We start from the raw sequence: 24,017 nt of genomic DNA, 5'->3' as shown, positions 1-24,017 counted from the left end.
TACAACTATAGAAAGGTCAATATTCCTTTCTTAAATGGTGCTTTATAAGGAATGTCCCTCTCCATAAATTCTATTTCAAAATCGGATGAAAAGGGTTTGTCTCCATTCGGATACCAATCTTTTTTGCTCGGATCGATGCATATAAAGAGTCCTTTTTCATCTCCAATGGCACAAAATCGTTCAAATGTTCCATCGAATATGGTCATTTTTGCCGTCTTATTTAGTACATCAAATTGTTGTTCGATATGATTGGTCACCAATCCTATTTCTGACAATTCAAGAAATTGACAAGATTCAAATTCTTGTTCTTTATCATTGTTCAAATTTTTTCGCGCAATCAGTTCCACGATATTTTTGTCTTTGTCATAAAAGTAAATGGACTTGGCATTCCAAGCTTCGAACTTTTGAATTTCGTTGTGGCCGTCCTTTAAGACCGCCACTCTGGATTTAATCCAATTCAGGGCCTCCTCTGCTTTATTGGCCGGTATATTAATTGCAAAATGATAAGGCTTGGCTTCCCTTTTTTCTATCATGGTCATCAAAGAATCGCCTATTTTGAAGGTAAATTCCGAAACACTCGTTTTTTGAATGCCCAATCCTAGAACTTCGGAATAAAAACGGGTCTGCTCCCTTATTCTCGGGGTATACAGCTTGAGTTTCTTGATTACCATATCATAAAGGCGTATCAAAATGAGCCATCATTCTCCCTTCTGCGATCTCCATCTGGAACAAAGTGAATGCTCGAAAAGTTTTTAATGTACTAGATGGAGCCTGTTCTGGTCATGAAGCATTCATCAACTCCTCAATCTCTTCGACCTCAATTGGAATATTGCGCATTAAATTAAATGGATCGCCAGTTTCTTGAATGACAACGTCATCTTCTAAACGAACACCCATTTTTTCATCAGGTATATAAATACCCGGTTCGACCGTAAAGACCATATTAGGTTCCATAGGTGTCTTCAGTTCTCCATAATCGTGTGTATTCAAGCCGATATGATGGCTAGTGCCATGCATAAAATACTTCTTATAGGCAGGCCAATCTTTATTTTCGTTTTGTACATCGGCCTTGTCCAAGAGTCCGAGTCCCAAAAGCTCAGAAGTCATCAACTTTCCACATTCTTTGTGGTACTCGGCCCAAATTGTGCCGGGAACCAACATTTTAGTAGCTTCTTTTTTTACTCGTAAAACCGCTTCGTATACCGATTTCTGTCGCTCCGTAAACTTACCATTTACGGGAATAGTTCGCGTTAAGTCACTAGAAAAGTTCGCATATTCAGCCGCAGCGTCAATAAGGATCAAATCACCATCTTTGCACCGTTGATTGTTCTCAAGATAATGTAACACATTAGCATTGTTGCCAGAGGCAATAATAGGCGGATAGGCGAACCCTTTAGACCTATTGCGTACGAATTGATGTAATAGTTCCGCCTCAATTTCAAATTCCCAGGCACCGGGTTTCAAAAACTCGAGTACTCGTCGAAACCCCACTTCGGTAATATCGCAGGCCTTTTGTAATAAACTGATTTCCTCGGGTTCTTTCACCCCCCTTAATTTCTGTAAAATAGGATTGCTCTTTGCTACTCGGTGTGCCGGGTATTTTTGCTTGCAATCTAATATAAATCGGTCTTCACGGGTTTGGGTTTCAACGGCTTGGCGATAGTGTTCGTTGGTATTGAAGTAAATCGTTTCTGCCTCGGTCATCAAGTCGAAAAAAACCGAGTCGAATTCCTTGAGCCAGTAGACCGTTTCAATACCCGATATATCGGTTGCTCTCTCCTTGGTCAATTTCTCCCCTTCCCAGACGGCAATATGTGCATTCGTCTCACGAACAAATAGTATTTCTCGGTGATTCGCATCCATAGCTTCCGGAAAAAGCAATAACATCGTTTCTTCTTGATCGGCACCGGTTAAATAAAATATATCTCGATGCTGCTCAAATGGCAAAACGCTGTCGGCGCCAATTGGATAAATATCGTTTGAATTAAAAACCGCAATGCTTTTGGGTAGCATAGCAGCCATGAATTTATTGCGATTCTTCTTGAAAAGGTTATTTGGAATTTGCTCGTATTTCATACGTTTCAATATTATTTTTTACTCGTTATGTGCTATCCTTTTTTATTCCATATAATCAACAGCGTATATCATTGATGATTTTTCGCTGAAAAATTTAAATCAAACCAATTTTTCGACATATAGTAATCTTCATGTTGCATTTTACCAAAAATAACGAACTCTAAAACAAAAAAAAGCCCGAAAGGTCTAAAACCTTTCGAGCCTAAATTAAAAGTTGGTTAATTGACCGTGAATTAACAAAATTTTAAGTTATTGCGCAACTTTAATAGAATTTGTTTTCTAAAATACAAGTTATAGTATTATTTTCAGCAGGGTTTAGCTACCCCTCCCAATACAAAGGCATGCGTATCTCAATGTTGAACCAATTTGTACTTTTTGCAACGCTCCTCTCTACATACACGATTATTGCCCAACTTAAACCGACATCTTCACAAGTCATAGAAAGCACCTTTGGCAACTTGAAACAGATGGAAGCCAACTCTTTGGTCAAACACATGCGTCTAAAAAACATCGGGCCTTCCATTATGAGCGGTAGGGTGGTCGATATCGATGTCAATGCCGATAATCCTATAGAATTTTATGTCGGCTATGCCTCTGGTGGGTTATGGTATACTGATAACAATGGCACCTCATTTACACCTGTATTAGACAATTCACCCACACAAAATATAGGTGATATCGCCGTTGATTGGACGACTGGAACCATTTGGGTCGGCACAGGAGAGAGCAATGCATCTCGCTCTTCCTATGCCGGCATAGGAGTTTTAAGATCAGACGACAAAGGTAAAACATGGCAACATATGGGGTTAACCGATACACACCATATTGGCCAAATGCTTCTTAACCCCGAAAATTCGAACGAGATATTGGTCGGGGCTACCGGGCACCTATATTCTAATAATAAGGAGCGGGGAGTATACAAATCCAGCGATGGAGGAACTACTTGGCGAAAAACCCTATTCATTAACGATCAAACGGGTATTATTGACATGGCCAACGTCCCCAATAATTTTGAAATTGTTTACGCCGCGGCCTGGGAAAAAGACCGTAAAGCTTGGGACTTTTTAGGCAATGGTAGTAGCTCCGGTATATATAAAAGTATCGATGGTGGAGACTCTTGGACAAAAGTCTCTGTCGAAGGGAGTGGATTTCCTACTGGGGTAGGAGTCGGTCGAATCGGCCTAGCGGTTGTCAATGAAAATACCGTATATGCCCTCCTAGACAATCAAGATAGGCGAGAAGCATCGGAAGAGGGAAAAGGGCTCTCCAGAGAACTGAACACCGATGACTTCAAATCGATGTCGAGAGAAGAGTTTTTGGCGTTGGACGATAAAAAACTAAACAGTTTTCTTAAAACCAATGGCTTCCAAGAAAAATACAGGGCCGAAAACGTAAAACAAATGGTACGCAGTCATACTATAAAACCGGCTGATGTAGCCCATTATCTTAAAAGTGCCAATGCGATGCTTTTCGAAACGCCGGTAATAGGCCCAGAAGTCTATCGTAGTGACGATGGGGGCATGTCGTGGCATAAGCAAAACACCGAGTATATTGATGACTTTTTTTATAGCTACGGCTATTACTTTGGTAAAATATGGGTAGACCCTAACAATTCCGATAAAATTTACCTTGGGGGTGTGCCTCTTATTGCCTCGGATAATGGTGGCCAGAACTTTGTATCAATCGATGGTGACAATGTTCATGCCGACCATCATGCATTATGGGTCAATCCCAAAAGACCGGGTCACCTTATAAATGGTAATGACGGGGGCATTAATATTTCTTATGATGATGGCGCTTCTTGGATCAAAAACAATTCTCCATCGGTAGGTCAGTTTTACACAATCAATGTCGACAACCAAGGTCCCTATCATGTGTATGGAGGGCTACAGGACAATGGGGTTTGGGAAGGGCCTCATGATGCCAAAGAAGACAACCGTTGGCATCAAACCGGAGACTACCCTTGGAAATCGCTTTTGGGAGGTGATGGAATGCAGGTACAAATCGACAGCCGAAATCACAATATCGTCTATACAGGGTATCAGTTCGGAAATTACTACCGTATCAATAAAGAAGAAAAAAAGCGAAAATATATTCAACCCAAACATGATCTTGGTGACCTCCCTTTCAGGTTTAATTGGCAGACACCTATTGTACTATCTCCCCATAACCAAGATATTGTGTATATAGGCAGCCATAGATTACATCGGTCTATGAACCAAGGAGATCAATGGGAAACCATTTCCGAAGACTTGACACAAGGAGGTAAAAAGGGAAATGTTTCCTATGGTACCTTAACAACCCTTTCAGAATCTCCTTTCAAGTTCGGCCTGCTCTATACCGGAAGTGATGATGGACTCATTCATGTCACCCAAGATGGTGGTGGGAACTGGCTTAAAATTTCAGAGGCCTTGCCGAATGATATGTGGGTAAGTCGCGTGGTAGCCTCTCGTCATAAAAAAGAACGGGTATATGCAGTGCTGAATGGATATCGTTGGGACGATTTTACACCCTATATTTATAAAAGTAACGATTATGGCCGAACTTGGAAGAATATTGGGGCAAATATACCCAACGCCCCTGTAAATACAATTCTAGAGGATACTGAAAACGAAAATCTACTGTTCGCCGGTACCGATAATGGCCTTTATGTTACCTTCGATCAAGGCAACCATTGGGAAGCATTTCAAAACGGCCTTCCTCGCGTTGCGGTGCATGACTTGATTATTCAACCCAGAGCCAAGCATCTCCTTGTCGCTACCCATGGACGTAGTATTTATAGAGCGGACATTGCCCTTCTTCAAGAAATCACCCCAGAAATTTTGAACCTCGACCTGCATCTTTTTGATGTACGAAATATTAAATATTCTGATGATTGGGGCAACCCCAAAAGCCCTTGGGCCAAACCCGATACCCCAGGTCTAGACCTGACCTTTTATTGTAAAAAAGCGGGGCGTTATACGGCCAAGATTCAAACCCTTGAGGGTATTGTAGTAAGTGCAACCGAGGTTGATGCGGATAAAGGCCTCAATGTTATTTCCTATGATCTTGCCTTTTCGAAAGCCGGTAAAGCCTCATTTCTTAAAAAGAACAAGGTGAAATTAAAGAAAGCCAAGGATGGAAAAACGTACTTGCCCAAAGGCACCTATACCATCGAGCTAAAAGGTCAAGGTTCAAGTAAAATGGCAGAATTCAAAATTGAATAGCTTTTAATGAACGAACACAAAAAGGCCCCTTTGATAGGGGCTTTTTTGTAAACAAGTAGGTCAATTGTAAAATTTGGTTCTGAAAATTTCAGTCTAACTTATGAAGGTCAAGCTCGGATTTTTGGGGAAAACCTCGCTCACATTTGGTTAAGTTGTAATTCGATTTGGGGTCTAAACTATCACTTAATAACAGGGTAAAACTACGCTTGTTTTCAGTATCATTTAAATTTTTGTTGTGAACCTTGCCCTCTTTGTTGTGAAAAATATAAGAGGTCATTTTTATCGTTAAAAAGCAGTATTTTTTCTTTCTCTACTGGTTTGTCGATGTTGTATATAAAAAAATCCCGACTTTATGTCGGGATTAATTTATCAGTCAGCTATCTGTACTCTATGCGTGCTGTGCTTCATGTTTACCTTCCTTAATCTCTTCAATCAATTTAGAGTTAAAGGCCGGTAGGTCATTTGGATTTCTACTAGTTACAAATCCTTGGTCAACCACAACTTCTTGATCTACCCATGTGGCTCCCGCATTGATTAGGTCGTCTTTAATAGAACTGAACGATGTCAGTTTTCTTCCTTTAACGACGTCGGCACTAATTAGGAGTTGGGGTGCATGGCATATTGCCGCCACGGGCTTTTCTTGTTTGAAGAAATCGCGTACAAAAATTAGGGCGTCTTCATTTCTTCTCAATTTATCCGGATTGATTACACCACCCGGAAGCATCAGTGCATTATATTCTGAAGCTTTTACTTCAGCTAATTTTCTATCTACTTTATAGCTGTTCGACCAATTTCCATCGGACCAACCTTTTATTTCACCCAGTTCCGGGCTTACGATATCAACCTTGAAGCCTTCTTTTTCCATAGCCTCTTTTGGTGATTTTAATTCACTCTCTTCAAATCCATTTGTAGCTAAAATTGCTATCTTCTTCATGTGTGTGTTTGTTTTAATGATTAATAACTTATTTCATATATAGTATAAGCAAATTATCCCGAAAACTCCGTTAAGGCCTTATTAAACAATAGCAGCTAAAGGTTAAAGGTTTCTTAACCCAGTCTATCTCTAGGTTTCTTCACCCTTTTTAACAATTTCCAAATGGCTTACAACCTCTGAAAGACATCGATCGAGTTCCCTTTTAATTTCAGACTCCCAAAATCTAAATACCGTATAACCTAAACCCTCCAATGCCGAGTTCACCTCTGTATCGCGTTGCATATTCCGTTCAATTTTGGCGATCCAAAACTCTCGATTGGTCTTGACCTTGGGCTTGCGTTCCTTCCAATTATGTCCATGCCAGTACTCCCCGTCTATAAAGATGACCGTTTTGTATTTATTTAGAGCAATATCGGGTTTACCTACTAATTTCTTGTAGTCTATTCGATATCGGTAGCCAGCCGCATAAAGGGCCTTGCGAAAGGTGAGTTCGGGTTTGGTGTTCTTACCACGAATCTTGCTCATTATTTTAGAACGTTCAGGGGTGGTATAAAACCCCGAGGCTTCGTTAAAGCGAGGTACTTTGATACGTTCTTTCGAATACTTCTTCGACATTTTTAAAAATAGCAAGAAGTCTTTACAAAAGCTGTTAACCTAATGTAAAGAAAAATCCCAAAATCGTGTTTCATGATTTTGGGATTATTAGTTATAATATAGGTAGCCTTACTTAGCCTTCTACCGTTGCGCTAAGATATTCACGATTCATACGGGCGATGTTCTCTAGTGAAATTCCCTTCGGGCATTCTACTTCACAGGCGCCCGTATTGGTGCAATTTCCAAAACCTTCGAGATCCATTTGTCGTACCATGTTCTGCACGCGTTCGGTAGCCTCAACCCTACCTTGAGGTAATAGAGCGAATTGTGACACTTTTGCGGAAGTAAAAAGCATGGCACTTGCATTTTTACAAGCTGCGACACAGGCCCCGCAACCGATACAGGTAGCCGCGTCCATCGCTTCATCGGCTGCATGCTTCTCAATAGGAATCGCATTTGCATCAACGGTATTTCCTGAAGTATTTACAGAAATAAATCCGCCCGCCTGTTGTATTCGATCAAATGCACTGCGATCAACGACCAAATCCTTAATTACCGGGAAGGCCGTAGCGCGAAAAGGTTCGATAACAATGGTATCGCCATCGTTAAACTTACGCATGTGCAGCTGGCATGTGGTAACCAGTCGATCTGGACCATGGGGCTCGCCATTGATTTGTAGGGAACACGTTCCGCAAATACCTTCGCGACAATCGTGATCGAATTCTACGGGTTCCTCTCCTTTATTAATGAGTTCTTCGTTAAGTACATCCAACATTTCCAAAAACGACATGTCACCCTCAATCCCATTAATGGAATAGTCGACCATTTTTCCTTTGGAACTAGCATCTTTTTGACGCCATATTTTTAATGTTAATTTCATAGCTACTTAATTTTTCTTTGTCCGTTGCCAGTATTCATTTCCATTGAGAGTACCTATTTGAACTATTTATAACTTCTTGTTTTAAGTTCAATATTCTCATAAGTCAGTTCTTCTTTATGCAATACAGCATCTTTTGGAGCTCCTTTAAACTCCCAAGCGGCAACATATTTATAGTTTTCATCGTCTCGCAGGGCTTCCCCTTCGGGGGTTTGATATTCTTCCCTAAAATGCCCTCCACAGGATTCGTTCCTGTCAAGTGCATCTTTGGCAAAAAGCTCCCCTAATTCCAAGAAATCGGCCACCCTTCCAGCCTTTTCCAATTCTGCATTCATAGCATCCGCTCTGCCTGGGATTTTAACGTTCTCCCAGAAATCTGCTCTAAGGGCTGCTATATCTTCGATTGCTTCCTTCAATCCTTCCGCGTTTCGGGCCATCCCACATTTATCCCACATGATTTTACCCAATTTTTTATGGTAATAATCTACAGAATGTTGGCCATTGCCGGACATTAGTTTTTGTAAGCGCTCCTTAACCGCGGTTTCAGCGGCGTCGAACTCTGGCAATTCGGTCGGAATCTTACCTGTTCGAATATCCTTGGAAAGATAATCCCCTATGGTGTAGGGCAAAACAAAATAACCATCTGCCAAACCTTGCATCAATGCGGAGGCTCCCAAACGATTAGCCCCGTGATCGCTGAAATTTGCCTCTCCGGCGCAATAACAACCTTCGATGGTCGTCTGTAAGTTATAGTCGACCCAAAGACCGCCCATTGTGTAATGTACCGCAGGGTAAATCATCATTGGGGTTTCGTAAGGATTCTCATCAACAATTTTTTCGTACATCTGAAAAAGGTTACCGTACTTTGCCTCGATCACTTTTTTGCCAAGACTGGTAATCTCATTTTCCGAAGCGTCCTTTATACCGTGTTTTAATGCTTCTTCTTTTCCGTAACGTTGAATAGCGGCGGCAAAATCTAAATACACCGCTTCTCCCGTTTTGTTGACCCCAAAACCTGCATCACAACGCTCTTTTGCCGCTCTTGAGGCCACATCCCTTGGCACCAGGTTTCCAAAGGCCGGGTATCTCCGTTCCAAGTAATAATCCCGATCTTCTTCTTTAAGCTGGGTAGGCTTCAACTTTCCCTCACGAATCGCTTTGGCATCGTCTAAATGCTTTGGCACCCATATACGACCGTCATTTCGCAATGATTCGGACATCAATGTCAATTTAGACTGATGGTCTCCCGAAACCGGAATACAGGTAGGATGAATCTGTGTAAAGCATGGATTCGCAAAAAAGGCGCCCCTACGATGGGCACGCCAGGCTGCCATTACGTTACTTCCCATAGCGTTGGTCGACAAAAAGAACACATTACCATAGCCCCCCGTCGCTAGCACCACCGCATGAGCGGAATGACGTTCTATTTCACCCGTCGTTAAATTACGGGCGATAATACCCCTTGCTTTACCATCCACCAAAACGAGATCCATCATCTCATGACGATTGAACGATTGTATTTTTCCACGATTAATTTGTCGGTTCATCGCTGCATAGGCACCCAACAATAACTGTTGCCCAGTCTGTCCCTTGGCATAGAAAGTTCGGGAAACCAGTACCCCCCCAAAAGAACGATTATCTAACAGCCCCCCATATTCACGGGCGAAAGGAACGCCTTGGGCGACACATTGATCTATAATGTTAGCAGATTCCTCAGCCAAGCGGTAGACATTAGCTTCTCGTGAACGGTAATCCCCTCCCTTGATGGTATCATAAAAAAGGCGATAGGGACTATCTCCATCACCCTGATAATTTTTGGCGGCATTGATACCTCCTTGAGCGGCAATAGAATGGGCCCGTCGTGGAGAATCTTGGTAACAGAATGTTTTTACGTTATAACCCAATTCAGCCAAGGTAGCAGATGCCGAGCCCCCAGCAAGGCCTGTACCGACAACAATGATGTCAATATTCCGTTTATTCGCTGGGTTGACGAGGTTAATGTCGTTTTTATGCTTGGTCCATTTTTCGGCCAACGGCCCCGATGGAACTTTAGAATCCAATATGCCCATATCTAATGTGTTATTGGGTTAAAATGATGGTAAAGTGCGATAAAAATGAAGCCTGCGGGAATCACTATCGAAAATATTTTGGTAAACGTCTTAATGGCGGGTGTATATTTGTTATTGACTCCCATTGATTGAAAAGAAGATGCAAATCCATGCCATAAGTGCAATGCCAAAAGTACAAATGCGATGATATATATGATAGTTCGCCAGAAAGGTTCAAATTTAATAACCGTCTCTTCATAGTATCTAGTAGGGTCTTCTGGATTGGCTTCAATGTATTTATAGGCCATTTCATGAACCCAAAAATCGTACATATGAAGCCCTATAAACGCAAGTACTACCAATCCCGTAACAATCATATTCCGTGACATCCATGAGGCATTGGCACTGCCACTGTACTTTTTATATTTTATAGACCTGGCCTTGCTGTTTTGTAGCTCCAAAACAATACCCATCACAAAATGCACTATGATTCCCGCAATGAGCACAGGCTGTAAAATATACTGAACAAGTATATTATAGCCCATAAAATGCGACCACTCATTAAAAGTCTCAGGTGCTATTACCGAGGTAACATTAATGGTAAAATGCTGCGCTAAAAAAAGGACCAAAAAAAGACCCGAGAGGGCCATGACCACTTTTCGGGCTATCGAAGATTTTATCAATCCGCTCATTATATTAGTGTAGATTAGTTTAAAGACTGCTTACAAAATTACTGCATAGGCTTGGCTTTAACAAACTTTGTCTAAAGTTCATACCGTATTTAGAGTGATTTTAAGCTACATCCCTAAACAGTCCCCTTACTTTTGTTGCCCATACTAGTAAATCAGCTGTAAACCCTATACTTTAGACTCACTCTTGGCTCAAGGAATAGCCTAAAAGAATCATAAAATCGTACGTACATATCGAAGAATAGCAGGAATAAATACGAATGTTCGAACGCTAATTCTGACTCATCAAAATTGGAAACCGTTTTCTCACAACTCTTGGTCGCAGCAGTATTAAATAATCCCTACACTTGTCCTAGCCCAATCCATCATAAGTTTCATCAATACCTGTATTACCACACTATCGCTTCGGGCACCACATAAATCGGTGCCTGGAGATGTTCCAAGGCATTAGTTCGTTTTATAAAACTCAAACCTGATTAAATGTAAGGTATTAGCTTAATATAACATGGACATAAAGGAAACTATGCATTCAATAGATGTATAATGGTGCTATAGCTAATCTATGACCTCCCTGCAAAGATTGCAAAAGAAACAGACCGTTCAGTTTACTAAGGAAGGTTAATTATGAAAAAAAATCAAATCTGAACCGGTCGACGGTATTGTTCCTAGAAGAGTCGATTATTTTAAAGAAATCTCAATAGGTGCTCCATCGATTACCGACCAATGGGTCGGACCGCCATGAAAATAAAAGATGGTATGCCAACCAAATACCAATGGATGACTTTACAATGCGTTTTAGCGCTCCATGTCCTTTAATTGTACGGAAAGGGCCTGCGTGGAAAGTTGTACTTCTATAAGTGAGAGTACAAGGGAAACCATTAAGGCCAACAAGCTGACACCAAATATCAAATTGGCCCAAAAGGATAATTTCACATATATAAGCGACATGGTAATCACAGCCAATAAAAAACTGAAGATAGCGGTCGCCTGCATATTTTTGATTATGGAAAGTCGCTTTCTCAGCTGTTTTACCTGTAATGCTATGGCTGGAGAACCCGTTTCCAAGTACTTTTGGTGCAATTGGCGAATCAATGCCGCAATAGCCAGATACCTGGCATTATAGGCTAGCATCGTCAAAGAAATAGCAGGAAAAAGAAGGGCGGGAATACTTAGCGTAAGCTCCATATTTACTCATCAAATTGCCAAGAGCTCGATTTTTGGGCCGTTGGAAAATTTTTTGGGATTTCTTGAGTCACTTTGCCCGTCGCGGCCCATTCGATACCTCGAAGCATGGAGGTCAGAAAACCTACACATTCTATCGAATAATCCGCATGCCCCATAATGTTGTGAAAGACACGCCCTTTGCCATAATCTATTACCATTAACGCCGGTTCGTGCCTACCCGTACCCTTTTTTTCCGAATCAGAATAGGCAGTAGCCAATATCTTCATATGTTTTGCAGGGCCTCGAAGACGGTCGTAAAGCTCGTCTTGGGTATGCATCCATATTTTCGGCATCCCTTTCGTAATAGGGTGGTCGGTTTCTCTTACCTGTATTTGATACTCATGTTGCGGGCCGTGCGAGCCGGCACTACCCGGGGCAGAATCACGCACCTCCTCTCCCGCTTCATTATAATATACGTACGGACCGTCTTTTTCGGTGCGATCTCCCCATCCCCCCAAGCCGATCATCTGATTATAAGCCTCCCACTTTGGGAAGGAATTGTCAGCTGCGTGAAAAACAACCAGGCCCCCGCCGTTGACCATATACTTCTCAAAGTGTTCTTTGGTCTTTTCTGGCCAAGGGGCAGCATTCCATCCAAAATTGCAAATGACTACATCATAGGCTTTAAAATCAGGACTATAATTTGGGTCTTCCTTCGGCTTTTCCAAAGCTTCCGTTTCTGGTATCCCCTCGATGTTATACTTTTCTAAAAACTCTTCTCCGTTCCACGTATAGGCCGAACGCTCCACGTCAACGTTAAATAACCCCGTTTTCTCCATTTCCTTCTTTAGCATATAGGAAATTTTAGGCCATTGAACATGATTATTCTGACCATCTATGATGAGCACATTTATCTTAGAGCCCGATGATTCCATGTCAGCTTGCGAAAAGTTCGAGATCCATACCATAGTAGAAATAAAAAATACGATGACTGTCTTCAGGTTATAATACATAGGATAATTTTTAATTCAATAAATATAAGATATTGAAACCCTTTTGCTCAATAAGTTTGATAAAATATCTTCAATACTATACGCCTTACAGCATTGCATTATCATTTACGATAACTTGTTTTAAAAACGTCTTTGTATCTTCAACACTTCTATTTTTCATATCTAATCAGCTTCAACTATGGCTCCTATCAAAAAACTAACCGGCCCTTCTAAACTACCTGATGTAAAAACGACCATTTTCACTACGGTCGGCAACTTGGCCAGAAAACATGGGGCTATAGATCTTTCACAAGGCTTTCCCAACTTTGAAGCCGACAAAAAACTGATGGAATTGGTTACCCTTGCTATGCACCAAGGCCATAACCAGTACGCTGCCATGCAGGGCTACTATGGTCTTCGGGAGATCATTGCCAAAAAAATCGAAAAGCTTCATGGCAGGGTCTATCACCCAGATGAGGAGGTTACAATAACCGTAGGAGCGACTCAAGCGATATTTACGGCAATCACCGCGTTCGTGCATTCCGGTGACGAGGTCATCGTGATTAAACCAGCTTACGACTGCTATGAACCTGCCATTGTTTTGAATGGTGGAATTCCGGTATATGTGCAGTTGAGCAAAAAGGATTATAAAATTGATTGGGAAGACTTAAAAGGTAAAATCAATACAAAAACCAGAATGCTGATTATCAACACCCCGCATAATCCAAGTGGGCGTATTTTCTCAAAAGACGAGATGCTTCAGCTTCAGGAAATCTTACGGCCGACCGATATTATTGTGGTGAGCGACGAAGTCTATGAACATATTGTTTTTGACGGAGAAGAGCATGAAAGTGCTTCACGCTTCGATGCTTTGGCAGAACGCAGTTTCGTATGTGCATCCTTTGGTAAAACCTTTCATGTAACCGGATGGAAAATGGGCTACTGTGCAGCTCCATCAGACTTAATGCACGAATTCAGAAAGAGCCACCAGTTTGCCGTGTTCTGTGTTGATCATCCTGTACAACGGGCTATGGCCAAATATCTAGAAGACGAGAGACACTACTTGGAACTCAATAGTTTTTACCAAAAGAAAAGGGATTTCTTTTTATCCGGTCTTCAACAAACCAAGTTTAGGTTTACCCCTTCCCAAGGCACTTATTTTCAGTTATTAGATTATTCCGAACTAACCGATGAGCGTGATGAAGATTTGGCCAAACGCTTGATTATCGATTATAAATTGGCCAGTATTCCAATCTCTTCTTTTAATACAGGGCAGCGTAACGATGGCGTATTACGCTTTTGCTTTGCGAAAAAGAAAGAAACTCTAGAAGCTGCCATCGAAATTCTAAGCAACGTATAGGTTTAATGTGTACAATCAGCACAATCATCAACGCGAACATTAAAGCGCATCAGCCAATCTGTTTGCTTATCGTTTCCAACATAGTATGGATGTACGCCAAACTTTGAAAACCCGTGCCGTCGATAAAATTCAATCGCCCTAAAGTTCTTTTCCCAAACCCCTAACCATATAAATTTCTTCCGCCTACGAAGGGCTATTTTTTTTATCTCGTTCAAAGTCCAATGGCCTATTTGTAGACCTTGAAAAAGATGTCGTATGTAAAGGCGTTCCAATTCAATAGCCTCGCTTGATTTAATATCGGTTTGGGCCTCATTCTCGTTAAGTTTCAGATACCCCACCAAATCGGAACCGTTCAAGATAAAATAAAAATCAGAATTGATATTACTCAATTCGGCGCGTAGTCGACTTGGGCTAAATGCGGTATTTAAATAGGCGTTAAAATCATCTGGATTATTCTCTTGCTCGAAGGCTTTCGTAAAAGTGTCTTTTGCAATTTCCGCCAATAAGAATAAATCATCGAGAGTACATTCTTGTAGTCTTGGCGGCATTTCATTTGTTTATCGTCTTCCAAAAATAGTAAAATAAAAAAAGAGCGACCTTTGGGGAGAATCGCTCTTTCTTTTAAATTCTTAAAAAAATTCTATAGCATAAACAACTTTCGTGTCAACATAACGATTCCGCTAAAAAAATCATTCTTGTACACTTGAATTTCTTCTTGGGTTTGGTTCATTTGGGCTTCCATAGGAAATAGGTTTTATTCGATTCGGGTTGACTTACAATCAATAACATTATAAAAGTAACGTGTAAGATCACAAAATTGAAATTCTTGTTGTGAAGTGTTCAAAAAATGTTGTGAAAAAAGTAAATCGTAAATCCTTTTGACAAATCATAAGAAAAAAGGAAGCGTATCTAGAAAGATAGGTGTGTCATATATGGGCCTTCCCTTCAAAAAGGTTATATCACCATTTCAGGTACATCGCCAGTTATGATCATAGTACCCTCAGTAGCTTTTTTGATATCTTCGATACTCACGCCGGGAGCTCTTTCTTTGAGCAGAAAACCTTCTGATGTTACCTCTAAAACGGCCAAGTTGGTCACAATTTTCGTGACGCAGCCCACCCCGGTCAAGGGTAGGGTACAACGCTTTAATAATTTAGAGTGCCCCGCCCTATTGGTATGCATCATGGCTACAATAATATTCTCGGCGGAGGCTACCAAATCCATAGCACCGCCCATACCTTTAACCATTTTACCGGGAATCTTCCAGTTGGCGATATCCCCATTTTCAGCTACCTCCATCGCTCCCAATATGGTCAAATCGACATGTTGGCCCCGGATCATACCAAAGCTGGTCGCCGAATCGAAAAAGGAGGCCCCGGGTAAAGTGGTGATTGTCTGTTTTCCTGCATTGATGATATCGGCATCCTCTTCCCCTTCCAAAGGAAATGGCCCCATTCCCAAAACCCCATTTTCACTTTGAAATTCTACATCGATATCATTGCGAACAAAGTTTGCTACTAAAGTTGGGATACCAATACCCAAATTAACATAGTAACCATCTTTAACTTCTTTCGCAATACGTTTTGCTATTCCGTTCTTGTCTAACACGTTATTAATTTAAAAAGTTTAAAATGAAGTCATTTCTATCATAGAGGTAGAAAAAAACCCATTAAACAGTCTTACGAACTGTGCGCTGCTCGATACGCTTTTCATAATTACGGCCTTCGAAGATACGCTGTACAAATATGCCTGGAATATGAATCTGGTTCGGGTCTAAAGCACCAGCGGGCATCAATTCTTCAACTTCGGCCACCGTTATGGCCGCTGCCCCACACATACAAGGATTGAAATTACGTGCTGTCCCCTTAAAAATAAGGTTTCCCGCCTCATCTCCCTTCCAAGCTTTTACAAAGGCAAAATCAGCTTTAAAGGCTTCCTCAAGCACGTACATTTTTCCATTAAATTCGCGTGTTTCTTTACCCAAAGCAACTTCGGTGCCGTATCCTGCGGGAGTAAAAAATGCAGGGAAACCAGATTGTGCTGCGCGACATTTTTCCGCCAACGTTCCCTGCGGGGTCAACTCTACCTCCAATTCACCGCTCAGCATTTGTCGCTCAAATTCGTCATTCTCTCCAACATAGGAAGAGATCATTTTTTTTATCTGCTTTTTCTGCAGTAATAGTCCAAGGCCAAAGTCATCTACTCCAGCATTGTTGGAAATACAGGTGATATTTTCAATATTCAAGCGAACCAGCTCGGCAATAGCTTTTTCCGGTATGCCGCAGAGGCCAAAACCTCCCAACATAAAGGTCATTCCATTTTCAACGCCCTTGAGCGCCTCTTGTACATTATCAACAGTCTTACGAATCATCTGGTTACAATTTGTGTAAATATTGAATTTAGCCGTTATACAAGTTACGTCTTTTTCAATGAAAAGTGCCCTCGGTCTTATAAGAGATCGAGGGCACTTTTCAGGATAAATGTCTTCTCAAGAATCAAATAATCTAGAAGTTTAAATCTTCAAGATCGTCTTCCACATCAGTTTCTTTTTCAATTTCTTCAGTGATTTTATCACAGTCAACAATAATCGACATATTATCAGGTTCGGTAAAATCGCCATCCGAAATACCTAGTTTTTCATTGGCATAGTTCTTCTTCATGTAAAGACCCCATATGGGCAAGGCCATTGAGGCACCTTGACCATATGTAATGGTTTTAAAATGTTCAGACCTATCTTCTCCACCGACCCATACTCCTGTCACCAAGTTGGGCACCATACCCATAAACCATCCGTCACTTTGATTTTGAGTCGTACCAGTCTTCCCTGCAATTGGGTTGGTAAAATTGTAGGGATACCCTGTGATAATCTCCTTGTACTCGGTGGCATTCTTCTTATAGCTATGACGCAACCGGGTACCCGATCCGCCTTCTGTCACGCCTTTCATCAAATCTATCATGGCATAGGCCACATCTTTACTCAGTACGTCTTTTGTTTCAGGGACGTATTCATAAAGCACCGTTCCATTCTTATCTTCGATTCGGGTAACCATAACCGGCTTTACATAGACACCTTGATTGGCAAAAGTTCCATAGGCCCCTACCATTTCGTAAACGTTAAAATCTGGTGTACCTAAGGCAATAGATGGTACTTCCGGAATTTCCCTTTCCAATCCTAGGTTCTTAACAATGGAAACTACCGATCCAGGCCCGACCCGATCAATCAATTGGGCCGTAACCGTATTAAGTGAGTTGGCCAATGCTTGCTTTAGAGTAAACTCACTTCCAGAATAGCGACCGCCATCATTGCCAGGACACCATTTTTCTGGATTACCGTGTTTGTTGGCTTCAATACAATAAAGAATATCAGGGAATTTATCGCAGGGAGACAACCTTAACTGATCAATGGCCGCGGCATATACAAATGGTTTAAAGGTAGAACCTACTTGCCTCGCACCTTGATACACATTATCATATTGAAAATGCCTGTAGTCAATTCCACCCACCCAAGCCTTGACATGGCCCGTTTGCGGTTCCATAGACATCATGGCGGCCCTGAGGAAGGTTTTGTAATACCGAATGGAATCTAACGGGGTCATGATAGTGTCTTTTTCGTTGCCATCACTATTCCAATCAAAAACGGTCATTTCCGTCTTTTTTGTGAACGAAGCACGAATCTCCTTTTCGGACTTTCCGTTGGCTTTCATCTCCCGCCAACGAGGCGAACTTTTCATAGCCCGCTCCATAATAGCATCAATTTCAGACCTTTCAAGGTCTAGAAAGGGAGCTGTAGGATTTCGATCTGGGGTATTCTGATGGAAAAACTCGGCCTGTAAGTTTTTCATGTGTTGTCGAACAGCGTCTTCTGCATTGGCCTGCATACGGGAATCAATGGTAGTATAGATTTTTAAGCCGTCTAAATACAAACTCCACTTATCCCTTGCTCCCTCAATGGCAGGTTTTGGATTTTTAGCTATCCAATCGTTCATATACCTCTGTAAGTACATTCTAAAATAGGTAGCAAGCCCCTCCTTGTGGGATTCAGGATTAAAATTGATATCCATTTTCAATGCCTGTAAAGAGTCTTTTTCGGCTTCGGTGATATAGTCATTTCTGTACATTTTCTCCAAAACCGTATTTCTGCGGTTGGTAACCAATTCTTCCCTTCTAATCGGGTTATAATATGAGGAATTTTGTAGCATCCCCACAAGAACGGCCGATTCTTCGGTCTTTAATTGCTGTGGTTCCTTCCCGAAATATATTTTCGCCGCAGAGCGTATGCCATCGGCATTGTTCAAAAAGTCATACTGATTGAGATACATGGCGATGATTTCCTCTTTGGTATATTGCGTTTCAAGCCGAGTTGCAATGACCCATTCCTTCACTTTCTGAATAATTCGGCTAATCGGATTTCTCGAAGCCCTTTCGGTAAACAAGAGTTTTGCTAGCTGTTGCGTAATAGTACTCGCTCCACCGTCTTTTCCCAAATAGACAATCGCTCTTAATGTACCTCTCGCATCTATACCCGAATGTTCAAAATAACGTCTATCCTCCGTAGCCACCAGCGCATTAACCAAATTTTTGGGTATACTATCGAAGGAGATCGGGGTTCGGTTATCGTCGAGGTAAAACTTGCCTAAGGTCTTTCCATCCGATGAAATAATTTCAGTAGCCAAATTAGTCTGTGGATTCTCTAAATACTCATACTCGGGCATAGGGCCGAAAATACCCCAAGAGGCCAATAGAAAGAGGAAGACAAAACTTAACACACCCAAGCCGAACAGAAGCCAGAACCATTTAATGAATTTAAAGAAACCCTTTTTTTGTTTCTTTTTAGCAGCCTTTGCCATATGTTATCTAATTGCTTTTTTCAATTTCAAAACCCACATCGGTAATCCCCTGAAGATTTTCAATACCATTTACACTACCATTCTTTCGCATGGCATGTGTGAGCTTCAATGTATATACGCCAGAAGTGGGAAAAACGATGTCTTCTTTATACCACAATTTATTTTCTTTAACACTACCATTCCCTTTTCCTAGCCATGTTCCATCGGGCAGCGCCATTTGATACTCCAGTGTATCCTTCGCCGTTTCACCATTGGGAAACCCAAGCTCGGCAATTAAAAAGAGATTATTGTACCGAAAGGTATTATCATTGCGAACTGAAATGAACACATTATGTCGATCAACAGTGTCGATTCCTGAAAAGCTAAACTCGACAGGGGTATCCTTATTCCAAACCCCATTTTCAGTGGCTTGGTAGTCCGATTTAATGAGGTTCTGGTTACACGAAAAAGCCAGTGTTATCAAAATCGACACAAGCGAAAGCTTACCCGTTTTTTTGCCGCCTATTTTTACCACTTCTGTTGTTATTACCTCTTTTATTATTCGAATGGCCCTGTTTATTTTTAGTATTTTTCCGGTTTCTGTTCCTTTTTCTCTTTGGCCGGTCGAATCGGGTCAGACTGTCCTGGCCCACTACATTCTCAAATACCTTTTCTTCCCTAACGAAATTATCTACGGTATATTCCTCTAGGCTTGCAACTTTTTCCTTCTTTTTATTTTTTTCTAGGATTTGCTGTACCTGTTCTTTGGTAAGCGTATGCCAATTTGAAGGGTCTTCTTTATAAGAAAACCAAAGTAGCCCCTTGAAAATGTCTGTTTTTTGGCAGAAGGCGAGCCCCTTTTCGGTATAGAGTTTAGTATCTTGAGAAGGGAAGTCTTTCAAAGCCTCTAAATACATGTCGAGTTCATAATTGAGACAACACTTAAGTTTGCCACATTGGCCCGCCAATTTTTGTGGATTAAGAGACAATTGTTGATATCGTGCGGCCGAAGTGCTTACCGACCTGAAATCTGTCAACCAAGTGGAGCAACAAAGCTCGCGACCACAAGATCCGATTCCCCCCAATCGCTGTGCTTCCTGTCTGTAGCCGATTTGACGCATCTCAATTCGAATTCCGAAGGCTTTTGCCATATCCTTGATCAGCTGTCGGAAATCTACACGTTCTTCGGCGGTATAATAAAAGGTGGCCTTAGATCCGTCTCCCTGAAATTCGACATCGGATATCTTCATTTGAAGTCGGAGTATAATAGCAATTTCACGCGCTCTCTTTTTAATCTCCTCTTCACGCCCACGACATTTTTGCCATTTGTCGATATCATTTTGGGAAGCCTTTCTATAAATCTTGGGAAGCTCTTTGTCTTTGGGGTCTACTTTTTTGCGTTTCATTTGAACTTTGACTAGCTCACCCACCAAGGTAACCATACCAACATCGTGCCCTGATTGTGCTTGGGTAGCAACAATATCCCCAATCGACAGGGAAAGCTCTTTACCGTTTCTAAAAAACTCTTTTCTACTATTCTTAAAACGCACTTCTACACAGTCGAATGGCTTTTCCCCATTGGGAAGCGACATATTCGAAAGCCAGTCAAAAACTGTTAATTTATTACAACCATCGGTACCACAAGTTCCGTTGTTCTTGCATCCACGAGGTTGTCCGTCCTTACCGGTCGAACAACTACTACAGCCCATATATTATATCTTGATTCGGCAACACCCGTCTTCTGCATGGCAAAAGTACCGTATGAGGCCAAAAAAGGTTCATACTTAATTCAATTGTAAAGGTAATGAATTTTTAATCCGATGTGAAGTAAAAGGATTTCACCCCTTAAGGCACCTATCGCCTGGGTGCATGACACTTCCTTTGCAGCCTATTGTTTAAACTTTAAAACTTCCGACCTACCTTTCTTAAAAATCTTGTTGCTTGCCTTCTTCCCTTTACGCAGCTTTTTTTGCTCTTCGTAGGGCAATTGATGTACTTCTTTACACGCATTCGAACAACAATTGTTCATTTGGTCGGCACATTCCTCGCATTGAATAAACAATAAATGGCAAGCTTCGTTGGCACAGTTCACATGGGTGTCACAAGGCTCTCCGCACTGATGGCACTGTGCGATTATATCATTGGTGATTCTTTCGCCCCTACGGTGATCGAACACAAAATTCTTTCCCAAAAACTTATTTTCAAGGTTCTTTTTTTGAACTTGTCGGGTGTATTCAATGATTCCTCCTTCCAACTGATATACCTGTTTAAACCCTTTATGTTTGTAATATGCACTAGCCTTTTCGCAACGGATCCCTCCCGTACAATACATGACCAACTTCTTATCTTCTTTGTGATCGGCCAAGTCTTTTTCAATGATATCCAATGAATCTCGAAAAGTATCGACATCAGGTGTTATTGCATTTTTAAAATGTCCGATTTCACTCTCGTAATGATTGCGCATATCTACTAATAAGGTATCGGGATCATCAATAAGCTGGTTGAAATGCTCAGCATCTACATGTATACCTTTATTGGTAACGTCGAATGTCGCATCATTCAGCCCATCGGCAACAATTTTATGTCGCACCTTTACTTTCAATTTCAAGAAGGAAAGATTGTCTTGTTCAATAGCAATGTTCAGACGTACCCCTTTTAAAAAAGTAATGCTGTCGAGGTGTTCTTTGAAAGCCTCAAAATTTTCGGCAGGTACCGATAATTGGGCATTAATGCCTTCATGGGCCACATAGATACGCCCCAATACCTCAAGTTCGTTCCAATGGATAAAAAGATGGTTCCTGAAAATTTCAGGGTTCCCTAGATGTGCATATTTGTAGAAAGAAATTGTCAGGCGTTCTTGCCCGGCCTCTTTGATAAGGTCAGCTCTTTCCTTTGCACTTAACGTATTGTACAGTTGCATGCTATACTAATGATTAAGTTTAAAGAATTTGATTGTAGTCGCCTCCCGAATTTGTCGGAAAACCGCGTAAAAATAATCAATATCGGCCATGTAATCAATAAAAAAAGAGTTCCGATGTATTCGAAACCCTTTTTCTGGCCAGTCCTATCTTCTTTTTCACAGCATTCTTTCAGAATTACAGAAGGAAAAGGCCACCGTTGCTCCTTTGCATGGTGCAAAGGAATTTGTGTTTGAGTTAGCTTCCATCTGATGGCCATATACATATAACCAACGGAAGTATATTTAAAAACAAGATGTTATAACGACAAAAGGGTTGCGTCTTTTCTTATAATTTATTTACACCCGCTTTAATGACATCAGAATTATAGACATTCTACCTAAAAACTTTACCTTTTATGGTAAGTACACAGCCAACCCAACGTGCATCCTTTCTTTAGAGAAATGAACTTTAGAACTGGTTTTATGAAAAAAGAAATGCTAATTTAGCATCCCTGTAAAATTTTCCCGAAACATAGGAGTACCTAAGAAGTTTGAGGGTTTACATGATCTGGATTAGCTACTGTAAAACCTTCGACATGTTCGGTCGGCCCTTTTACATTGAACCCAAAAAAAGAAGAATAACATATGAGCTCAGAAAAAGACGCAAAATTAAAAGCCCTAAAACTGACATTAGACAAGTTGGATAAAACTTACGGAAAGGGAACCGTAATGAAAATGGGAGACGACGTCGTACAAGATGTCGAGGTTATTCCGTCAGGTTCCTTAGGGTTGGACATCGCTTTGGGCGTAGGTGGATATCCGAGAGGCAGGGTAATTGAAATCTATGGTCCTGAGTCTTCTGGTAAAACAACCCTTACCCTCCATGCCATAGCCGAGGCACAAAAAAATGGGGGTATTGCGGCCTTCATAGATGCCGAGCATGCCTTTGATCGGTTTTATGCACAAAAGTTGGGTATTGATATCGACAACCTTATCATTTCACAGCCTGACAATGGAGAACAAGCTTTGGAAATCACCGATAACCTTATTCGTTCAGGCGCTATAGATATTGTAATTATAGATTCCGTGGCTGCGTTGACCCCAAAGAGTGAGATCGAGGGTGAAATGGGAGATTCTAAAATGGGACTTCATGCCCGGTTGATGTCGCAAGCCTTACGGAAACTTACGGCATCTATAAGCAAGACCCATTGTACCGTCATTTTCATCAATCAGTTACGGGAGAAAATTGGTGTGATGTTCGGAAACCCCGAAACAACCACTGGCGGCAATGCCTTAAAATTTTACGCGTCGGTAAGACTTGATATTAGAAGGTCGACACAAATAAAAGATACCGATGGTGGTGTACAAGGGAATAAAACCCGGGTGAAAGTAGTGAAGAACAAAGTTGCCCCCCCATTTCGTACGACGGAATTCGATATTATGTACGGGGAGGGAATCTCAAAAGTTGGCGAAATTATTGATCTTGGGGTAGAATATGAAATTATCAAAAAAAGTGGCTCATGGTTCAGCTACGGAGATACCAAACTCGGCCAAGGACGTGATGCGGTCAAATCACTTTTACTTGACAACCCTGAACTCTTTGAAGAATTGGAGGGAAAAATAAAAGATGCCATAAGCGCCCTAAGCAAGTAACCCCTTCTTTCCATACTCGTAAAGCCCTATTTTGATGGCGACCATTGAGGTGCCGTCTGGATTCTTGTATTAGGAAACAAAGTATCAATGTTCTCGTCTTTCCAGAATGGGCGACGGAGTACTATTCCCCAAACTCATGGTGAATAAACGCAACCTTCGTAACGGTTTTTCATCTAATAGAAAAACGTAAATGTTATGAAACGTATGTATTCGATACTGTTCGGTGCAGTATTAACTCTTTTCTTTGGATCATGTAGTCTCGATGATGACCGGGTAAATTTTCAGTATGTCCCGCTAGAAATCTTAAGTGCCTCTGTACCGGACACCTTTGAATTCGGTCAGGTCTATGAAATCAACGTGAATCTACTAAGACCCAACGAATGTACATTGTCGGAGGGTTTTGATGTGCATAGGTCCGCAAATGATAGCATGAATATACGAACGGTTTCAGCCATCGGCATTCTACTGGATGAAGATGATTGCCCTGAAATCAATCAGGAAGTCGAGGATTCTTTTCAATTTGAAGTCGTTTATAGCAAACCGTACTTATTCCGTTTTTACACTGGAGATGATTCTGAAGGAAATCCTGAATTTCTGGAAATAGAAGTTCCTGTAAATAATTGATATTAACCTCTTTTAGACTTTTTAAAACCGCAACCTAACTATTTTTGCCTGCACCAATTATAGAATCAAAGATTT

At 41.2% G+C, this 24,017-nt stretch carries 20 protein-coding genes; 4 read left to right on the top strand and 16 right to left on the bottom strand.

Features of this window, described 5'->3' with window-relative positions; translation table 11 throughout:
- Nucleotides 1-5 precede the first annotated feature (5 nt).
- Together F2B13_RS13410 and F2B13_RS13405 are read right to left on the bottom strand one after the other, a co-directional pair.
- On the bottom strand, nt 6-671 hold the full coding sequence (locus F2B13_RS13410; RefSeq protein ID WP_149273913.1) for a VOC family protein: 666 nt from the start codon (nt 669-671) through the stop codon (nt 6-8).
- A gap of 109 nt (nt 672-780) precedes the next feature.
- Nucleotides 781-2,076, bottom strand: coding sequence for an aminopeptidase P family protein (locus F2B13_RS13405; protein WP_149273911.1), 1,296 nt, complete (start codon nt 2,074-2,076; stop codon nt 781-783).
- Between the two features lie 341 nt (nt 2,077-2,417).
- On the opposite strand from F2B13_RS13405, the gene F2B13_RS13400 reads away from it, so the two are divergent.
- Complete coding sequence (locus F2B13_RS13400) at nt 2,418-5,282, top strand: beta propeller repeat protein (protein WP_232622893.1); 2,865 nt, start codon at nt 2,418-2,420, stop codon at nt 5,280-5,282.
- 388 nt (nt 5,283-5,670) lie between these two features.
- Here the strand turns inward: F2B13_RS13400 and F2B13_RS13395 are convergent, their stop codons facing one another.
- The 7 genes from F2B13_RS13395 to F2B13_RS13365 all read right to left on the bottom strand — a co-directional run bounded on the left by F2B13_RS13395 (nt 5,671) and on the right by F2B13_RS13365 (nt 12,601).
- A complete protein-coding gene (locus F2B13_RS13395; protein ID WP_149273909.1) occupies nt 5,671-6,216 on the bottom strand; it encodes a type 1 glutamine amidotransferase domain-containing protein in 546 nt (181 codons plus the stop codon).
- A gap of 129 nt (nt 6,217-6,345) precedes the next feature.
- The gene (locus F2B13_RS13390; protein WP_149304418.1) at nt 6,346-6,831 is read right to left on the bottom strand and encodes a very short patch repair endonuclease; all 486 of its coding nucleotides are present in this window, start codon (nt 6,829-6,831) and stop codon (nt 6,346-6,348) included.
- Nucleotides 6,832-6,943: 112 nt separating this feature from the next.
- On the bottom strand, nt 6,944-7,690 hold the full coding sequence (locus F2B13_RS13385) for a succinate dehydrogenase/fumarate reductase iron-sulfur subunit (RefSeq protein ID WP_149273905.1): 747 nt from the start codon (nt 7,688-7,690) through the stop codon (nt 6,944-6,946).
- Between the two features lie 62 nt (nt 7,691-7,752).
- Complete coding sequence (locus tag F2B13_RS13380; RefSeq protein ID WP_149304417.1) at nt 7,753-9,756, bottom strand: fumarate reductase/succinate dehydrogenase flavoprotein subunit; 2,004 nt, start codon at nt 9,754-9,756, stop codon at nt 7,753-7,755.
- Nucleotides 9,757-9,758: 2 nt separating this feature from the next.
- The gene (locus F2B13_RS13375; RefSeq protein ID WP_149273901.1) at nt 9,759-10,427 is read right to left on the bottom strand and encodes a succinate dehydrogenase cytochrome b subunit; all 669 of its coding nucleotides are present in this window, start codon (nt 10,425-10,427) and stop codon (nt 9,759-9,761) included.
- Between the two features lie 792 nt (nt 10,428-11,219).
- A complete protein-coding gene (locus F2B13_RS13370; RefSeq protein WP_149273899.1) occupies nt 11,220-11,609 on the bottom strand; it encodes a DUF2721 domain-containing protein in 390 nt (129 codons plus the stop codon).
- Nucleotides 11,610-11,611: 2 nt separating this feature from the next.
- On the bottom strand, nt 11,612-12,601 hold the full coding sequence (locus tag F2B13_RS13365; protein ID WP_149273897.1) for a ThuA domain-containing protein: 990 nt from the start codon (nt 12,599-12,601) through the stop codon (nt 11,612-11,614).
- A 178-nt stretch (nt 12,602-12,779) separates the two neighbouring features.
- Between F2B13_RS13365 and F2B13_RS13360 the strand changes: the two genes are divergently transcribed.
- Entirely contained in the window at nt 12,780-13,940 is a 1,161-nt protein-coding gene (locus F2B13_RS13360) for a methionine aminotransferase (RefSeq protein WP_149273895.1), read from the top strand.
- A 2-nt stretch (nt 13,941-13,942) separates the two neighbouring features.
- Here F2B13_RS13360 and F2B13_RS13355 read toward each other — a convergent pair whose 3' ends face one another.
- The 7 genes from F2B13_RS13355 to trhO all read right to left on the bottom strand — a co-directional run bounded on the left by F2B13_RS13355 (nt 13,943) and on the right by trhO (nt 21,686).
- The gene (locus tag F2B13_RS13355; protein WP_149273893.1) at nt 13,943-14,488 is read right to left on the bottom strand and encodes a GNAT family N-acetyltransferase; all 546 of its coding nucleotides are present in this window, start codon (nt 14,486-14,488) and stop codon (nt 13,943-13,945) included.
- 406 nt (nt 14,489-14,894) lie between these two features.
- On the bottom strand, nt 14,895-15,548 hold the full coding sequence (locus F2B13_RS13350) for a 3-oxoacid CoA-transferase subunit B (RefSeq protein ID WP_149273891.1): 654 nt from the start codon (nt 15,546-15,548) through the stop codon (nt 14,895-14,897).
- Nucleotides 15,549-15,609: 61 nt separating this feature from the next.
- Nucleotides 15,610-16,311 carry a CoA transferase subunit A gene (locus tag F2B13_RS13345; RefSeq protein ID WP_149273888.1) on the bottom strand — a complete coding sequence of 234 codons (702 nt, stop codon included), beginning with the start codon at nt 16,309-16,311 and terminating at the stop codon, nt 15,610-15,612.
- Between the two features lie 133 nt (nt 16,312-16,444).
- Nucleotides 16,445-18,787, bottom strand: coding sequence for a penicillin-binding protein 1A (locus tag F2B13_RS13340; RefSeq protein WP_149273886.1), 2,343 nt, complete (start codon nt 18,785-18,787; stop codon nt 16,445-16,447).
- Between the two features lie 7 nt (nt 18,788-18,794).
- Complete coding sequence (locus F2B13_RS13335; protein ID WP_317131619.1) at nt 18,795-19,301, bottom strand: gliding motility lipoprotein GldH; 507 nt, start codon at nt 19,299-19,301, stop codon at nt 18,795-18,797.
- On the bottom strand, nt 19,270-20,475 hold the full coding sequence (locus tag F2B13_RS13330; protein ID WP_149273884.1) for a PSP1 domain-containing protein: 1,206 nt from the start codon (nt 20,473-20,475) through the stop codon (nt 19,270-19,272). The genes F2B13_RS13335 and F2B13_RS13330 overlap by 32 nt, the downstream gene beginning before the upstream one ends.
- Nucleotides 20,476-20,654: 179 nt before the next feature.
- On the bottom strand, nt 20,655-21,686 hold the full coding sequence (gene trhO, locus F2B13_RS13325; RefSeq protein ID WP_149304416.1) for an oxygen-dependent tRNA uridine(34) hydroxylase TrhO: 1,032 nt from the start codon (nt 21,684-21,686) through the stop codon (nt 20,655-20,657).
- 624 nt (nt 21,687-22,310) lie between these two features.
- Here trhO and recA point away from each other — a divergent pair.
- A complete protein-coding gene (recA, locus tag F2B13_RS13320) occupies nt 22,311-23,318 on the top strand; it encodes a recombinase RecA (RefSeq protein WP_149273880.1) in 1,008 nt (335 codons plus the stop codon).
- A 195-nt stretch (nt 23,319-23,513) separates the two neighbouring features.
- Nucleotides 23,514-23,942, top strand: coding sequence for a hypothetical protein (locus F2B13_RS13315; RefSeq protein ID WP_149273877.1), 429 nt, complete (start codon nt 23,514-23,516; stop codon nt 23,940-23,942).
- The last annotated feature ends 75 nt before the right edge of the window (nt 23,943-24,017 follow it).

Origin of the sequence: Pareuzebyella sediminis (assembly GCF_008367235.1) — a bacterium.
GTDB lineage: Bacteria > Bacteroidota > Bacteroidia > Flavobacteriales > Flavobacteriaceae > Pareuzebyella > Pareuzebyella sediminis.
Note: the sequence above shows the minus strand (reverse complement) of the source record. Positions and strands in the feature narration are given on the sequence as shown.

Bases quoted from the DNA above. Each gene is read 5' to 3' on its own strand.
- F2B13_RS13370 (WP_149273899.1), bottom strand. From the start codon at position 11,609: ATGGAGCTTACGCTAAGTATTCCCGCCCTTCTTTTTCCTGCTATTTCT.
- F2B13_RS13400 (WP_232622893.1), top strand. From the start codon at position 2,418: ATGCGTATCTCAATGTTGAACCAATTTGTACTTTTTGCAACGCTCCTC.
- F2B13_RS13405 (WP_149273911.1), bottom strand. From the start codon at position 2,076: ATGAAATACGAGCAAATTCCAAATAACCTTTTCAAGAAGAATCGCAAT.
- F2B13_RS13365 (WP_149273897.1), bottom strand. From the start codon at position 12,601: ATGTATTATAACCTGAAGACAGTCATCGTATTTTTTATTTCTACTATG.
- F2B13_RS13360 (WP_149273895.1), top strand. From the start codon at position 12,780: ATGGCTCCTATCAAAAAACTAACCGGCCCTTCTAAACTACCTGATGTA.
- F2B13_RS13345 (WP_149273888.1), bottom strand. From the start codon at position 16,311: ATGATTCGTAAGACTGTTGATAATGTACAAGAGGCGCTCAAGGGCGTT.
- F2B13_RS13385 (WP_149273905.1), bottom strand. From the start codon at position 7,690: ATGAAATTAACATTAAAAATATGGCGTCAAAAAGATGCTAGTTCCAAA.
- F2B13_RS13380 (WP_149304417.1), bottom strand. From the start codon at position 9,756: ATGGGCATATTGGATTCTAAAGTTCCATCGGGGCCGTTGGCCGAAAAA.
- F2B13_RS13375 (WP_149273901.1), bottom strand. From the start codon at position 10,427: ATGAGCGGATTGATAAAATCTTCGATAGCCCGAAAAGTGGTCATGGCC.
- recA (WP_149273880.1), top strand. From the start codon at position 22,311: ATGAGCTCAGAAAAAGACGCAAAATTAAAAGCCCTAAAACTGACATTA.
- F2B13_RS13395 (WP_149273909.1), bottom strand. From the start codon at position 6,216: ATGAAGAAGATAGCAATTTTAGCTACAAATGGATTTGAAGAGAGTGAA.
- F2B13_RS13355 (WP_149273893.1), bottom strand. From the start codon at position 14,488: ATGCCGCCAAGACTACAAGAATGTACTCTCGATGATTTATTCTTATTG.
- F2B13_RS13315 (WP_149273877.1), top strand. From the start codon at position 23,514: ATGAAACGTATGTATTCGATACTGTTCGGTGCAGTATTAACTCTTTTC.
- trhO (WP_149304416.1), bottom strand. From the start codon at position 21,686: ATGCAACTGTACAATACGTTAAGTGCAAAGGAAAGAGCTGACCTTATC.
- F2B13_RS13410 (WP_149273913.1), bottom strand. From the start codon at position 671: ATGGTAATCAAGAAACTCAAGCTGTATACCCCGAGAATAAGGGAGCAG.
- F2B13_RS13390 (WP_149304418.1), bottom strand. From the start codon at position 6,831: ATGTCGAAGAAGTATTCGAAAGAACGTATCAAAGTACCTCGCTTTAAC.
- F2B13_RS13340 (WP_149273886.1), bottom strand. From the start codon at position 18,787: ATGGCAAAGGCTGCTAAAAAGAAACAAAAAAAGGGTTTCTTTAAATTC.
- F2B13_RS13330 (WP_149273884.1), bottom strand. From the start codon at position 20,475: ATGGGCTGTAGTAGTTGTTCGACCGGTAAGGACGGACAACCTCGTGGA.